At 61.6% G+C, this 13,477-nt stretch carries 13 protein-coding genes and 1 riboswitch; of the genes, 6 read left to right on the forward strand and 7 right to left on the reverse strand.

What is annotated here, in order from left to right:
- Window positions 1-29: 29 nt before the first annotated feature.
- The 4 genes from ACTJLA_RS08135 to ACTJLA_RS08150 all read right to left on the reverse strand — a co-directional run bounded on the left by ACTJLA_RS08135 (window position 30) and on the right by ACTJLA_RS08150 (window position 2,765).
- Window positions 30-638 (reverse strand): YqiA/YcfP family alpha/beta fold hydrolase, encoded by a 609-nt coding sequence (locus tag ACTJLA_RS08135; protein ID WP_014716651.1) that lies wholly within the window; start codon window positions 636-638, stop codon window positions 30-32.
- Window positions 639-797: 159 nt separating this feature from the next.
- Window positions 798-1,610: a 3',5'-cyclic-AMP phosphodiesterase gene (gene cpdA, locus ACTJLA_RS08140; protein ID WP_034125637.1), complete on the reverse strand. Its 813-nt coding sequence runs from the start codon at window positions 1,608-1,610 to the stop codon at window positions 798-800.
- Window positions 1,611-1,707: 97 nt separating this feature from the next.
- Complete coding sequence (locus tag ACTJLA_RS08145; RefSeq protein WP_003188022.1) at window positions 1,708-2,157, reverse strand: DUF1249 domain-containing protein; 450 nt, start codon at window positions 2,155-2,157, stop codon at window positions 1,708-1,710.
- Window positions 2,148-2,765 carry an NUDIX domain-containing protein gene (locus ACTJLA_RS08150; protein WP_034125636.1) on the reverse strand — a complete coding sequence of 206 codons (618 nt, stop codon included), beginning with the start codon at window positions 2,763-2,765 and terminating at the stop codon, window positions 2,148-2,150. Before ACTJLA_RS08150 ends, ACTJLA_RS08145 begins: the two co-directional genes overlap by 10 nt.
- 193 nt (window positions 2,766-2,958) lie before the next feature.
- Here ACTJLA_RS08150 and ACTJLA_RS08155 point away from each other — a divergent pair, with 193 nt between their 5' ends.
- Window positions 2,959-3,705, forward strand: a complete 747-nt coding sequence (locus ACTJLA_RS08155; RefSeq protein WP_314545930.1) for an RsiV family protein — start codon at window positions 2,959-2,961, stop codon at window positions 3,703-3,705.
- 168 nt (window positions 3,706-3,873) lie between these two features.
- On the opposite strand, the gene thiC is transcribed toward ACTJLA_RS08155, so the two are convergent.
- Window positions 3,874-5,763 carry a phosphomethylpyrimidine synthase ThiC gene (gene thiC, locus ACTJLA_RS08160; RefSeq protein WP_034125634.1) on the reverse strand — a complete coding sequence of 630 codons (1,890 nt, stop codon included), beginning with the start codon at window positions 5,761-5,763 and terminating at the stop codon, window positions 3,874-3,876.
- 149 nt (window positions 5,764-5,912) lie between these two features.
- Window positions 5,913-6,018: riboswitch (TPP riboswitch) on the reverse strand.
- Window positions 6,019-6,214: 196 nt separating this feature from the next.
- On the opposite strand from thiC, the gene ACTJLA_RS08165 reads away from it, so the two are divergent.
- Complete coding sequence (locus tag ACTJLA_RS08165) at window positions 6,215-7,654, forward strand: TolC family outer membrane protein (protein ID WP_014716646.1); 1,440 nt, start codon at window positions 6,215-6,217, stop codon at window positions 7,652-7,654.
- Between the two features lie 118 nt (window positions 7,655-7,772).
- Here ACTJLA_RS08165 and waaA read toward each other — a convergent pair whose 3' ends face one another.
- Both waaA and ACTJLA_RS08175 read right to left on the reverse strand, forming a co-directional pair.
- Window positions 7,773-9,050: a lipid IV(A) 3-deoxy-D-manno-octulosonic acid transferase gene (gene waaA, locus ACTJLA_RS08170; RefSeq protein WP_072445876.1), complete on the reverse strand. Its 1,278-nt coding sequence runs from the start codon at window positions 9,048-9,050 to the stop codon at window positions 7,773-7,775.
- A 23-nt stretch (window positions 9,051-9,073) separates the two neighbouring features.
- A complete protein-coding gene (locus tag ACTJLA_RS08175; RefSeq protein ID WP_054918871.1) occupies window positions 9,074-9,964 on the reverse strand; it encodes a LysR family transcriptional regulator in 891 nt (296 codons plus the stop codon).
- Between the two features lie 103 nt (window positions 9,965-10,067).
- Between ACTJLA_RS08175 and ACTJLA_RS08180 the strand changes: the two genes are divergently transcribed.
- From ACTJLA_RS08180 to ACTJLA_RS08195, 4 genes are read left to right on the forward strand one after another with little or no spacing between them, the layout of a single operon-like run.
- The gene (locus ACTJLA_RS08180; protein WP_003188013.1) at window positions 10,068-10,403 is read left to right on the forward strand and encodes a DMT family transporter; all 336 of its coding nucleotides are present in this window, start codon (window positions 10,068-10,070) and stop codon (window positions 10,401-10,403) included.
- 55 nt (window positions 10,404-10,458) lie between these two features.
- Window positions 10,459-11,634 carry an NAD(P)/FAD-dependent oxidoreductase gene (locus ACTJLA_RS08185; RefSeq protein WP_314545920.1) on the forward strand — a complete coding sequence of 392 codons (1,176 nt, stop codon included), beginning with the start codon at window positions 10,459-10,461 and terminating at the stop codon, window positions 11,632-11,634.
- The gene (locus ACTJLA_RS08190; protein ID WP_054896251.1) at window positions 11,631-12,443 is read left to right on the forward strand and encodes an aldo/keto reductase; all 813 of its coding nucleotides are present in this window, start codon (window positions 11,631-11,633) and stop codon (window positions 12,441-12,443) included. The genes ACTJLA_RS08185 and ACTJLA_RS08190 overlap by 4 nt, the downstream gene beginning before the upstream one ends.
- Before the next feature lie 41 nt (window positions 12,444-12,484).
- The gene (locus ACTJLA_RS08195) at window positions 12,485-13,453 is read left to right on the forward strand and encodes a metal ABC transporter ATPase (RefSeq protein WP_314545917.1); all 969 of its coding nucleotides are present in this window, start codon (window positions 12,485-12,487) and stop codon (window positions 13,451-13,453) included.
- Window positions 13,454-13,477: the final 24 nt, after the last annotated feature.

Raw genomic sequence — 13,477 nt, forward strand, 5'->3', positions numbered from 1 at the left:
CGTTCGATTAAAAAGTGACCTGCGATTTTCTACAGTGACGAAAAATCGAAGGATTGAAACTGATCTGCGCCAATGCCGGCAAAGCACAACAGTGCCGGCAATTGCTGGGCGAACCCCTGGTAACCATGGTCGCCACCGGCCTGGATGCGCAAGGCGCAGGCCCGGTAATACTGTTGGGCCAGGCGATAATCCAGGGTTTCGTCCCCGGTCTGCAACCACACCTGATAACGCGCGGCATCCTGGGGCGCCGGTACTTCCAGCTCGGCCAGGGCCGTGACGTGGTCCTGTGTCAATTCCCAGGTCTCATCGGTGTAGAGGTTCTTCTGGGTGCCCAGGTAACCGTCGAACATCCGATGGGGACTGACCGCCGGGTTGACCAGCAGCGCCTTGAGGCCATGGCGTTCGGCAAGATGGGTTGCATAGTAGCCGCCGAGTGAGCTGCCGACCAGCAGTGGCCGGCCCAGTTGCGCAATCGCTTGCTCCAATTGAAGAATCGCCTGACGAGGGTGGTGATGCAGCGCCGGTACACGTAGCTGGTCGGAGAGGCCAAGGGTGCCCATCACAGTGGTCAACTGGCTGGCCTTGTTGGAAGCCGGCGCACTGTTGAAACCGTGGATATACAGGATCGAAGCGGACATGCCGGGCTCTCCGTGCAGGGGCCAAAGAGGCGCAGTTTACAGGGAATGCAGGCAGAAGCGGACCCAATGTGGGAGCTGGCTTGCCTGCGATGGCGGCGATTCAGTCAACGAGTCAGCGCCAGGTNCCAGCTCCCACCCTTTGATCAGTGTTTGCAGGTCTTAATAGCCGTTGCTGCCGTAATCGACGGTGAATGCGAAGCCGACCAAACGCTCCACCCCCGTTTCCAACCGTCCGTCGCCATGCAAGCGCAACCAGCGATAACCCGGTGCCTGCTCGCTAACCTGAAAATCCTCACTCCCTGGCGCAAACTGGATACAGGTGGACGGCGAAGCCAGCAGTCGCACACCGTTGCGCTCGCCGTCGATTTCCTGATGCACATGGCCCCAAAGCAATGCCTTGGTCTGCGGGAAGCGCTCAAGCACGGCAAACAGCGCCTCGGGGTTGCGCAGGCCAATCGGCTCCATCCATGCACAGCCGATGGGCACCGGATGATGGTGGAAACACACCAGGTGATGGCGGTCCGGCGCTTCGCTCAAGGCCTGCGCCAGCCGTTGCAGTTGCTCGTCTTGCAAGTAACCCGGTACCGACCCGGGTACCGCCGAATCCAGCAGGGTAATACGCCAGTTGCCGATATCCACCACCGGCTCGAGCAAATCACTGTGCATGGCAGCCTGGGCCATGACCTGCGGTTCGTCGTGGTTGCCGGGAATCCAGCGCGCCGGGGCGCCAAGGGGAGCGGTCAAATCGCGAAACTGTTGATAGGACGCCAGCGTGCCGTCCTGGGACAAGTCGCCGGTCGCCAGTATCAGGTCGATGGCCGGCTGTTGCGCACGCACCAACTCGACCACCCGCTGCAGGCTTTCACGGGTGTTCATGCCCAGCAGCGTGGCGTCAGCGTCGGCAAACAGATGGCTGTCGGACAACTGCACCAGCAACACGGCATCAGGATTCACGGCGGATACGCTCGGCAAGGCGCTCTCCCTGGCAACTACAGGAATGGACATTTGGCGCGATTATGCTGGGGCAGGACACAAAGAGGAAACCCAAGGAAGCAGGCACAGTTCACCTCTACCGCACCACTTCAAACTCATGGCCCAAGGCCAGGCAGTGGCTGAGCCATTCGCCGAGGAACACATTGAGCTGTGCTTTCTCATCGGGCTGGTGCATGAACACATTCGGGTAAGGATAGATGCTGCGAAAGCGTCGTGCGTGCTCGGCGCTGATCACTTCGGCCATACGGGCGTCGTGGTAGACCTGTACTTCCAGTTGCGGCACCGGCAACCACGGCAGGCTGTGTTCCTGGCGCACCCGCAGGGTGGTGGTGTACGGGCAGGTGAGAATGACTTCCAGGGTCAGCACACCGAGCATCTGGTCGCCATGGGTGACAGCAATGCGCCGCGCCTGGGGGGCGTGGCGCATGTCGGGGAGCAGGCGCATCAGCCGCGCATAGTTGGCCTCGCAGGCCGCTTGCAGCCCGATCAGGTCAACTCGATAACGTTCCCGTGCCTTTACTGCCATAACCCCCTCACTTCCGCGCGATTAAGCGCAAGCCATTGCAGGGCGATAATGCTGGCTGCGTTGGAAATCTTGCCATCGCGCACCGCCTGCAAGGCATCTTCGAATGCCCAGACGGTTACGCGGATGTCTTCTGCTTCTTCTTCCAATCCATGGACACCACCCGCGCCCGAGCTGTCGCATCGGCCCAGGTACAGGTGGACAAATTCAGTACTGCCGCCCGGCGACGGGAAATACTTGGTGATCGGCCACAGCGCGGAGAATGTCAGCCCAGCTTCCTCCTCGGCCTCGCGGTGTGCAACCTCCTCGGGTTGCTCATCCTTGTCAATCAGGCCGGCGACCATCTCCACCAGCCAGGGGTTGTCGGCGCGGCCCATGGCGCCGACGCGGAACTGTTCGATCAACACCACCTCATCGCGCAGCGGGTCGTAGGGCAGCACGCACACGGCGTCGTGACGCACGAACACCTCGCGGTTGATCACCCGGCTCATGCCGCCGTCAAATTTTTCGTGGCGCAGTTGCACGCGATCGAGCTTGTAGAAGCCTTTATAGGCATTGTCACGCTGAACAATCTCGATCTTGTTCGGCGTCGACTTCGCGATGTCCGTCATGGTGTCCCTCGTTAAGCTCGTGCAATGGGCGCCATCCTAACGCGCCGACGCCCGTTGATGCAGCCCCTTTGCGGTTGCCGGGAGAGGCGGCGAGCGTCAAACTCGCTGCAATCAGTTTAGTGGCGAACTGGCGGCCACGTTGGCAGTCCAAGCGCTACTCTTTTCGCTTTCCATCGATTTACGAAGGACACACATGTCGCTTTTAAAAATCGCCTCCGTGGCCTGTATTGCCTTGACCCTGGGTGCTTGCCAGAGCCTGTTCCAACCGGCCTATCTCAAGCCGCTGGACGTTACCACCGACAAATCGGAGCAGATCAAGCCCGGCTGTGACAGCCCGGCCTGCCCGCTGGTGAACATCGACACCGTGCATTTCCCCACCGAGCCACAACTCGACAGCCTGGTGGAACAGCGTTTGCTGCAAATGACCCGCACCACGCCTGGCGCCAGCGTACCGGCGAGCCTGAACGCCTACCGGAACACCTTCCTGCGTGAGTCGCCGGACCGCCATGGCATGTACTTGCAAGCCAAGGTACGTGACCAGCATGACGGACTGGTGATCGTTGAAGTGTCCAGTTACCTGGACACCGGCGTCGCCCACGGCGAGCCAGGCCGGGGGTTTATCAACTATTCACGGATTCTGCATAAGGAACTGACCCTGGCCGACATGCTGCTGCCCGGCCAAGAGCAGGCCTTCTGGAATACCGCGAAAGTCGCCCACAACAGTTGGTTGATCGGCACCAAGATGGACCGCGATCCGGAGTTCGTGAAGAGCTGGCCGTTCCAGAAAACCCCGAACGTGGCCCTGACCAGCGGCGGTGTGGTGCTCAAGTACAACGTCAGCACCATCGCCCCTTACGCACAGGGGCTGATCGAAATCACCCTGCCCTATACGCGCCTCACCGGCGTGATCAAGCCTGAGCTGATGCCGGCACGCCGCTGATCGGTTGTTATTGCAGGGGGAGATTGGGTGTTTGTCAGATCGCTATCGCGGGCAAGCCCGACTCCCACAGGGGACCGGCTGTGAACACAAAATCTGTGTCCACTTAGGCCAACTGTGGGAGCCGGGCTTGCCTGCGATGACGGCGGTGCAGGCACCGCCGCCTATGGATCAGACCTTTTTGTAGAGCTGGCTACCTTCCTGCTTGAACCGCTCAGCCTGCTCGGCCAAGCCCTTGGCCACATCCACATCCACCGCATCGATGCGCTGGTTGGCCGCGTACTCACGCACCTCATGGGTGACCTTCATCGAGCAGAATTTAGGCCCACACATGGAGCAGAAATGCGCGACCTTGGCCGATTCCTTGGGCAACGTCTCGTCGTGGAATGCCCGTGCGGTATCCGGGTCCAGGCCGAGGTTGAACTGGTCTTCCCAGCGGAATTCGAAGCGCGCCTTGCTCAGGGCGTTATCGCGAATCTGCGCGCCAGGGTGGCCTTTGGCAAGGTCGGCCGCGTGGGCCGCAATCTTGTAGGTGATGATCCCGGTCTTCACGTCATCCTTGTTCGGCAGCCCCAAGTGCTCCTTGGGCGTGACGTAGCAGAGCATGGCGCAACCGAACCAGCCGATCATCGCCGCACCGATACCCGAGGTGATGTGGTCGTAGCCCGGCGCAATATCAGTGGTCAGCGGGCCGAGGGTGTAGAACGGCGCCTCGTCGCAGCACTCCAGCTGCTTGTCCATGTTCTCTTTGATCAGTTGCATCGGCACATGGCCGGGGCCTTCGATCATGGTTTGTACGTCGTGCTTCCAGGCGATCTTGGTCAGCTCGCCCAGAGTCTCCAGTTCACCGAATTGCGCAGCGTCGTTGGCATCGGCCACCGACCCCGGGCGCAGGCCATCCCCCAGGGAGAAGCTGACGTCATAGGCCTTCATGATTTCGCAGATCTCTTCGAAGTGCGTGTAGGCGAAGTTTTCCTTGTGATGGGCCAAGCACCACTTGGCCATGATCGCGCCGCCACGGCTGACAATGCCGGTGACGCGATTGGCGGTCAGCGGCACGTAGCGCAGCAGTACGCCGGCGTGAATGGTGAAGTAGTCCACGCCTTGCTCGGCCTGTTCGATCAGGGTGTCGCGGAACAGCTCCCAGGTCAGGTCTTCGGCAACGCCGTCGACTTTTTCCAGGGCCTGGTAGATAGGCACGGTGCCGATCGGCACGGGCGAATTACGGATAATCCACTCGCGGGTTTCATGAATATGCTTGCCAGTGGACAGGTCCATGATGTTGTCCGAGCCCCAGCGAATGCCCCAGGTCATCTTCGCCACTTCTTCTTCAATGGACGAACCCAGGGCGCTGTTGCCGATGTTGCCGTTGATCTTCACCAGGAAGTTACGGCCGATAATCATCGGTTCCAGCTCGGTGTGGTTGATGTTGGCCGGGATGATTGCGCGGCCGCGAGCGATTTCTTCGCGCACGAACTCGGGCGTGATGATTTTCGGAATACTGGCGCCGAAGCTGTGCCCGGCATGTTGTTGCTTGAGCAGGCCGCTGGCGCGAGCTTCCTCAAGCTTCATGTTTTCGCGGATGGCCACGTATTCCATTTCTGGCGTGATGATGCCTTTGCGCGCGTAGTGCATCTGGCTGACGTTGGCGCCGGCCTTGGCCCGACGCGGGTTTTGCAGGTGGGCAAAGCGCAGGTAGGCCAGGTCGGGGTTATCCAGACGTTCCTGGCCGTAGCGTGAACTCAAGCAGGCCAGCCGCTCGGTGTCACCACGCTCTTCGATCCACGGCGAGCGCACATCGGCCAAGCCTTTGCGCACGTCGATGATGACATTGGGGTCGGTATAGGGGCCGGAGGTATCGTAGACCACTACAGGGGCGTTGATTTCGCCACCAAACTCAGTGGGGGTCACATCCAGGCTGATTTCACGCATCGGCACGCGAATATCCGGGCGGGAGCCCTGCACGTAGATTTTTTGCGAGCGGGTAAATGGCTGCACGGAGCCGGAGTCGACCTTGGCCGATTCACTCAGGTGCACGGTATTTTTTAGTTTTGTACTCATCACAGGCTCTCCAACTTATCCAGGCGGTGGATTTTTGTCGGAGCGAACCTGTGACGGACGGACGCACTGTAACCAGTGCTGTGCTTGGCGCACGAGGGCTGTTCGATTGTCGAACAACATCCCGGACGAAGCACAAGAGGACTCGCCGGGTGACGAGAAATCTTGTTCCCTACGCAGGCGCTAACCTGATCAGGTTCAACGGGATCCGGTATTTACCGATCTCAGCCTTCCAACAAGGCACCCCGACAAGAACGCGGCCAGTCTAGACCATGGCGTGGGCAAATTGCCAATAGCGGTGCATTCAGCGTGATGAATGGCGTGATCGTGGGATTGTTGTGTGACGGTACGGCCACTACACTCGGGCACGGCCTCAAGGCTTGACGCCAGGCATGGCCAGCCTTAGCCTTGGGCGCTGAATTATCACCGTAATATTCTTACTAGGGATCGCCTCATGCTGCGCAAACTCTCACTGGCTGTTGCCGTGTCTTGTGCGACCAACGGACTGGTCTGGGCAGCTGAAGCGCCCTTGTCCGCCAATACCGACCTGGTCAGCGTCTATCAGGAAGCGGCGCACAACAACGCCGACCTGGCCGCTGCCCGTGCGCAGTACGGCGCGCAAAAAGAAGTGGTGCCCCAGGCCCGCGCAGGTTTGCTGCCGAATCTGTCGGCCGGCGCCGACAGCAATAACGTACGTACCCAGATCGACCAACCGGCCGCCACGGCCAACCGTGACGCCCACTCCTGGCGGGCCACCCTGAGCCAGCCGCTGTTCCGTGCCGACCGCTGGTTCCAGCTGCAAGCCGCCCAAGCCGTTAACGAGCAAGCCTCGCTGCAACTGTCGGCTTCCGAGCAGAACCTGATTTTGCAAAGTGCCGAGAGCTACTTCGCCGTGCTGCGCGCCCAGGACAACCTGGCGTCGACCAAGGCCGAAGAAAATGCCTTCAAGCGCCAGCTCGACCAGTCCAACGAACGCTTCGATGTGGGCCTATCGGACAAGACCGATGTGCTGCAATCACAAGCCAGCTACGACACTGCACGGGCCAACCGTATCCTGGCTCAGCGCCAGGTGGACGACGCTTTCGAAGCGCTGATCACCCTGACCAACCGCCAATACAACTCGATCCAGGGTATCGTCCACACGCTGCCGGTGCTGCCGCCGGCACCGAACGACGCCAAGGCCTGGGTCGAAACTGCCGGGCGCCAGAACCTTAACCTGCTCGCCAGCAATTACGCGGTAACCGCCGCTGAAGAAACCCTTCGGCAGCGCAAAGCCGGCCACTTGCCGACGCTCGATGCGGTTGCGCAATACGAAAAAGGCGACAACGACGCCCTGGGCTTCAGCAACCCGAATCAGTTGCCCATCCCGTACGGTGGCGATGTGTCGCAACGCACCGTCGGCCTGCGCTTGAACATCCCGATCTACAGCGGCGGCCTCACCAGTTCGCAAGTGCGCGAATCCTATTCGCGCCTCGACCAGACCGAGCAACAGCGCGAAGGCCTACGCCGCCAGGTAGTGGAAAACACCCGTAACCTGCACCGTGCAGTCAACACCGATGTGGAGCAGGTACAGGCACGCCGTCAGTCGATCATCTCCAACCAGAGCGCGGTGGAAGCCACGGAAATCGGCTATCAGGTGGGCACGCGCAACATCGTCGACGTACTGGATTCACAGCGCCAGTTGTACGCGTCGGTGCGCAACTACAACAACAGCCGCTACGACTACATCCTCGATAACCTGCGCTTGAAGCAGGCGGCAGGCACGCTCAACCCAGGGGATTTGCAGGATCTGGCGCGCTACCTCAAGGCCGACTACAACCCGGACAAAGACTTCCTGCCGCCGGACCTCGCCAAAGCCGCTGCCGAACAGCTCAAGGCCCGCCCCGGCTATTAAGCGCACCGCCGAACCCATGTGGGAGCTGGCTTGCCTGCGATGCAGACACCTCGGTATATCTGGTACACCGAGGTGATGCTATCGCAGGCAAGCCAGCTCCCACATTGGGTTGGTGTGGTCAGTGTTTGATCAGTTTGTCCAAGCCATCCAGTAAACGCTTTAACGCGCCCTGGTTGGCCTGCATCACCTTGAGCCCAGCCTGCGCCATCTTGCGTGCGTCCTGGGGCAACTCAAACAACTGTCGCACCGCTTCGGCCAGCCCATCGGCATCGTCCACCTCTCGCAAAGCCCCGGCGTCGCGCATCATCGCGGTGATGTCAAGGAAGTTGAAGACATGCGGGCCCATGATCAGCGGTTTACCCAGCGCCGCCGGTTCCAGCGGGTTGTGCCCGCCGGTCGGCACCAGGCTGCCACCGACAAATGCGCTGTCGGCCAGGGCGTAAAGAAACAGCAATTCGCCCATGGTGTCGCCAAGCAGCACCGCGGTTTGCTCGGTGACCGGCTCACCGCTGGAGCGACGCACGGTGGCAAACCCTTGCTGCACGCAGCGCTCAAACGTCGGGCCAAAGCGCTCCTGATGACGGGGCACCAGAATCAGCAGTGCATTGGGATAGTTCGCCAGCAACTGGCGATGAGCTGCCAGCACCACGTCGTCTTCACCTTCGTGGGTACTGGCGGCGATCCAGACCGGACGCTCGCTGGCGCCCCATTGTTCACGCAGGGCGGCGGCGCGGGCCGTCAACTGAGAGTCGATGCTCAGGTCGAACTTGATCGAGCCGGTCACTTCCACGGTTTCAGGCCGTGCGCCCAGGCCGCGAAAACGTTCGGCCTCTGTCTCGGTCTGTACCGCGAACAAGCTCATTTCTGCCAGCATCGGCGCCGTCAGCTTGGCAAATCGCGCATACCCCTTGGCCGAACGCGCCGACAGCCGCGCATTGGCCAGCGCCACCGGGATACCGCGCTGGGCGCAGGCATGGATATGGTTGGGCCACAGCTCGGTTTCCATGATCACCGCCAGCGTAGGCTGCACGCGGTCGAGAAAACGCTTGGCGGCGCAGGGCAAGTCGTACGGCAAATAGCAGTGCTGGATGCGCGGTTCGTTGGCAAATAGCGCCTGGATACGCTCGGAACCTGTGGGTGTCATGCAGGTGACAGTCATCGGCAGCTGTGGATAACGCTCCAATAAGCCGCGAATCATCGGGGCGGCGGCAATGCTTTCGCCGACCGACACCGCGTGCACCCAGATCCCGCCGGGCCGCATCACCGGCAAGCCATAGGAAAACCGCTCGCCCACCCGCTTGGCATAGGCCGGCGCTTTGCGCGCACGCAACCACAAGCGTAAAGCCACCAACGGCAGCGCCAGGTAAAACAGACAGCTGTAGAGAGTTCTATTCATGGCGGCGGAGTTTATCGGCTTTTTCAGTCGATCGCCTGCAAGCACTCGGCAAAACGTTTGGCCAAGAAGCGAGCGGCGGGCCCCAGGTGCTCGTCGCGGCGCCACACCAGTTCCACCACCAGGGCGGGCGGGGTCCATTCGCTGGCCAATTCGACCATCTGTTGCTGGTAGGTCGGGTATTGCACGATATGCCGAGGCAGCCAGGCCCAGCCCAGGCCACTCATCAGCCATTCGGCCAATACATAGAAGCTGTCAGCACGCCATACCAAGGGGCTGGCCGCCTCGCTGCCGGGGTAGACGCTGGTCTGGGTCGACATCAGCAACTGCCGAAACTGGGCCAGGTGTTGGCACGTCACGTACTGCTCCTTGGCCAACGGGTGATTGACTCCGCACACCGTGACCATTTCCACACTGCCCACCACCCTTCGCTCCAGGGCTTCGGGAATCTGATCGTGATAGAACAACAGCCCCAGGTCCGCCTTGCGCTCCACCAGCTTGCGCGCCACATCGCCCTGAGCCGCGCTGGACAACTGCACCTCTAAAAGCGGGTAGTGCACCGCCAGCGCCTCCAGGCTGTCGAGCACAGGCTGGAACAACATCGCCTCATCCTGAGCCAGGCGCAGGCAGGCTTCCTCGCCGCGGGTCAACGACAACGCCCGGCCCGTGAGGCGCTCACACTGGCGCAGCACCTCACGCGCTTCCTCCAGCAACACACTGCCGGCCTCGGTCAGGCGCGGTTGCCGGCCGCTGCTACGGTCGAACAGGACAACGCCCAAGTCAGCCTCCAGCAGGGCAATGCCACTGCTGACCGCCGATTGCGCCTTGCGCTGCCCACGGGCCACGGCAGAAAACGAACGCTGCTCGGCGACGCTGACAAACAGCCGCATCTGCTCCAGATCCCATTGCACGCTCATGGCTCAACCCATCTCAATTCCAGATAGGTAATGACTTTACCCCATCTGGCGAACCTCTAGAATGCCGACCTTATCAAATGCGCATCACGTCGAGGATTGCCCCATGAATGCCGCCTACTACTACTTGGCCATCGCCATCTGCTCGGAAGTGATCGCCACCGTTTCCATGAAAGCCATCAAAGGCTGGAGCACCCCTATCCCGTTGCTGCTGGTGATCGTCGGTTACGGCGTGGCGTTCTGGATGCTGACCCTAGTGGTACGCACCGTGCCGGTCGGCGTGGCATACGCGGTATGGGCCGGGATGGGCATCGTGATGGTCAGCATCGCGGCGTTGTTCATCTATGGGCAGAAGCTGGATGTACCGGCGATGCTGGGGATGGGCCTGATTGTGCTGGGCGTGGTGGTGATTCAGCTGTTCTCGAAAACCGCCGGGCACTGACCGCCACTCAACAGCCTGTATACTGCGCCTCTTGTCTTGAACACTGAGGTCGCCGATGCCATCCGTTATTTCCACCGACGTTCTGATTGTCGGCGCCGGGGTTGCCGGCCTCTGGCTCAATGCGCGCCTGCGCGGCCAGGGGTTTTCCACGGTACTGGTGGAAAGCGCCACCCTGGGCGGCGGGCAAAGCCTGAAGTCCCAGGGGATCATTCACGGCGGTGCGAAATACGCCTTGCATGGCGCGCTCACCGGCGCCTCCGAAGCCATTGCCGATATGCCGCGCCGCTGGCGTGAAGCCCTGGCCGGCAGCGGCGAGCTGGACCTGTCCGGTGTGCGCGTGCTGTCCCAGGCGCATTACTTGTGGTCGCCCGGCACGATTGCCGGCAACCTCACCAGCTTTTTTGCCAGCAAGGCCGTGCGTGGCCGCGTCGATCAGGTCAAGGGCGACGAACTGCCCTTGGCGCTGCAGGACCGTCGCTTCAAAGGCAAGGTCTATCGCCTGGCCGAGCTGGTGGTGGACGTGCCCAGCCTGATCAACCGCCTGGCGCAATTGGCCGGTGACGGTCTGCTTGCTGGTCAGCACATCGAACCGTTGCTGGAGGGTGGCACCCTGGTGGGCTTGAAGGTCGATGGCCGTGAAATCCGCGCCCAACGCATAGTCCTGAGCGCTGGCGGCGGCACGGCAGACTTGCTCGCCGCCCTGGGCCATAGCCAGCCGGCCATGCAAAAACGCCCGCTGCACATGATCATCGCCAAAGGCCCCGGCCTCAAGCCGCTGTACGCCCACTGCCTGGGCGGCGGCACCAAGCCGCGGATCACCGTAACCACCCACCCGGCCGCCGACGGCAACTGGGTGTGGTACATGGGCGGCGATATCGCCGAGGCTGACGGTGTGGCGCGTACGCCGCAAGAACAGATCGCCACCGCGCAAAAAGAGCTGGCGCAACTGCTGCCCTGGATCGACATGAGCCAGACTCAGTGGGCCACCCTGCGGGTGGATCGCGCCGAGCCGCTGCAATCGGGGCTGAGCCGTCCCGATAACGCGTTCCTTGCCGAAGACGGCCGTCTGCTGGTGGGCTGGCCCACCAAACTGGCCCTGGCGCCGGACTTCGCCGACCTCGTACTCCACGCTCTGGAGCGCGACGGCATCCGCCCAGGCGCCAATACCCCGCTGCCCGAGCTGCCAGCACCGGCAATCGGCCAACCCGCCTGGGAGCAACTGTTGCCATGAGCCTGCCAACCCTGCACGACCTGCATCGCCCCCTGGGCAGCACCGGCCTGATGGTGTCACCCCTGGGCCTGGGCACCGTCAAGTTGGGCCGCGACCAAGGGGTGAAATACCCCAACGGCTTTCAGATCCCTGGCGACGACGAGGCCCGCATGCTGTTGCGCCAGGCCCGCGAGCTGGGCATCAACCTGATCGACACCGCACCAGCCTATGGCATGAGCGAAGAGCGCCTGGGGCCGCTGCTGCGTGACCAGCGCAAGGACTGGGTCATCGTCAGCAAGGTTGGCGAAGAGTTTGCCAATGGCGTCTCCCATCACGATTTCAGCGCGGCCCATACGCGGATGTCGATCGAACGCAGTCTGAAACGACTTGAAACGGATTTTATCGACCTGGTGCTGGTGCACTCCGACGGCAACGACTTGCATATCCTCAACGATTGCGAGGTTTACCAGACCCTGGAGCAGTTGAAGAAAGACGGCAAGATCCGCGGTTTCGGCTTCTCCGGCAAAACCGTCGAGGGCGGCGTGAAAGCGCTGGAACAGGGCGACTGCGCGATGGTCACCTACAACCTCAACGAACAGGCTGAGAAGGCCGTGATCGACTATGCGGCCGCCCACGGCAAGGGCATCCTGGTGAAAAAAGCGCTGGCCAGCGGCCACGTATGCCTGGAACCGGGAATGGATCCAATTCAGGCCAGTTTCACCTTGTTGTTCGCGCAAACGGGCGTCGCCAGTGCTATTGTCGGGACCATTAATCCGCTGCACCTGGCCCATAACGTAGCAACTGCTGCCCGGGTCATTCGTCAACTCTGATGCCGCCCACGCGGCCGACCCCGTCGCAAGAAGGAGCCGACATGCCGCGTACGCTCATAAGAAAGAACCCCAGCAACTTCAAGACACTGCCGCTGCACGTCGAAGCCACCCCCGAAGGCCTGAGCTACCAGAGCGTCGGCATGCCGCTCAACTTCGCCCAGACCCTGCAACGGCGCAAGCCGGTCGAGGTACCAGATGCCGAACGCTTCGCCCTGGAACTGGCGAACCTCGGCGTCTCGGTACGCCTGACCCTGCACTGGCAAAACAAGGACTACTGGGTGCTGGTGCGCCAACGCCGCCAGGACCGTGGCGATGTTGTGCTCAAGCTGATCTCCGGCTACGTCCCGGCCCATGAACTGAACCTGCCGCTGCACACCGCCATCCAGGAAATTGCCGAAGAGTGCCTGCTCGAAACCCCAGAAGGCTGGCTCGGCGGGCGCTTCAACGACACCTGGCTGCCGGCGCCCTACTCCGCCGCCCTGCATTACCGCGAGGCCCTACCGTTTCGGCTCAGCCCCTTGTCCGGCGCCGCACGCCCGGTACGCTGCGCCACCATGCAACTGATGGAGCGCCCACGGGCCTATGTGCACCTGCCGACCGCCTCGCTGCAATTGATTTATGACCTGCGCCTGGAAGTGCCGAAGGAAGCCAAGTCCCTCAGCTTGTTTCATGTGGATGAGCGTTTGGAGGGTGACCAACTGGTGGCGCGCCTGGACCGTCAGCGCCCGGACCTGTACTTGATGCCGCTCAAAGATGGCGAGCCACTGGCAGAGTTGTACACGGTCAAGAAAGACCAACTGTACCCGGCCAGCACGCGCGGCCTCTATCTGGCGGAAAGTTTTGCCCAGCAAGAAGGCTGGCTGGTGCGCGATGAGCGGATTCGCTGGAAGGATTGGCTCAGGCAGCAGGGCCTGGCAGAACCGGAAAAAGACTCCAAGCTCAAGCGCTTGACCGGCAAGGCACGGCAGATGCTGCGCAAGATCGTGCCGAAGAAAAAAGTCAGAAGCTGATGCGTTAACCCTTTCATTGAGGCG

It is taken from the genome of Pseudomonas sp. 22072, from assembly GCF_052046095.1.
In the GTDB taxonomy this organism is placed as follows: domain Bacteria; phylum Pseudomonadota; class Gammaproteobacteria; order Pseudomonadales; family Pseudomonadaceae; genus Aquipseudomonas; species Aquipseudomonas paracarnis.

Bases quoted from the DNA above. Each gene is read 5' to 3' on its own strand.
- waaA (WP_072445876.1), bottom strand. From the start codon at position 9,050: ATGAATAGAACTCTCTACAGCTGTCTGTTTTACCTGGCGCTGCCGTTG.
- ACTJLA_RS08165 (WP_014716646.1), top strand. From the start codon at position 6,215: ATGCTGCGCAAACTCTCACTGGCTGTTGCCGTGTCTTGTGCGACCAAC.
- ACTJLA_RS08155 (WP_314545930.1), top strand. From the start codon at position 2,959: ATGTCGCTTTTAAAAATCGCCTCCGTGGCCTGTATTGCCTTGACCCTG.
- ACTJLA_RS08135 (WP_014716651.1), bottom strand. From the start codon at position 638: ATGTCCGCTTCGATCCTGTATATCCACGGTTTCAACAGTGCGCCGGCT.
- ACTJLA_RS08145 (WP_003188022.1), bottom strand. From the start codon at position 2,157: ATGGCAGTAAAGGCACGGGAACGTTATCGAGTTGACCTGATCGGGCTG.
- thiC (WP_034125634.1), bottom strand. From the start codon at position 5,763: ATGAGTACAAAACTAAAAAATACCGTGCACCTGAGTGAATCGGCCAAG.
- ACTJLA_RS08195 (WP_314545917.1), top strand. From the start codon at position 12,485: ATGCCGCGTACGCTCATAAGAAAGAACCCCAGCAACTTCAAGACACTG.
- ACTJLA_RS08185 (WP_314545920.1), top strand. From the start codon at position 10,459: ATGCCATCCGTTATTTCCACCGACGTTCTGATTGTCGGCGCCGGGGTT.
- ACTJLA_RS08190 (WP_054896251.1), top strand. From the start codon at position 11,631: ATGAGCCTGCCAACCCTGCACGACCTGCATCGCCCCCTGGGCAGCACC.
- ACTJLA_RS08180 (WP_003188013.1), top strand. From the start codon at position 10,068: ATGAATGCCGCCTACTACTACTTGGCCATCGCCATCTGCTCGGAAGTG.
- ACTJLA_RS08175 (WP_054918871.1), bottom strand. From the start codon at position 9,964: ATGAGCGTGCAATGGGATCTGGAGCAGATGCGGCTGTTTGTCAGCGTC.
- ACTJLA_RS08150 (WP_034125636.1), bottom strand. From the start codon at position 2,765: ATGACGGACATCGCGAAGTCGACGCCGAACAAGATCGAGATTGTTCAG.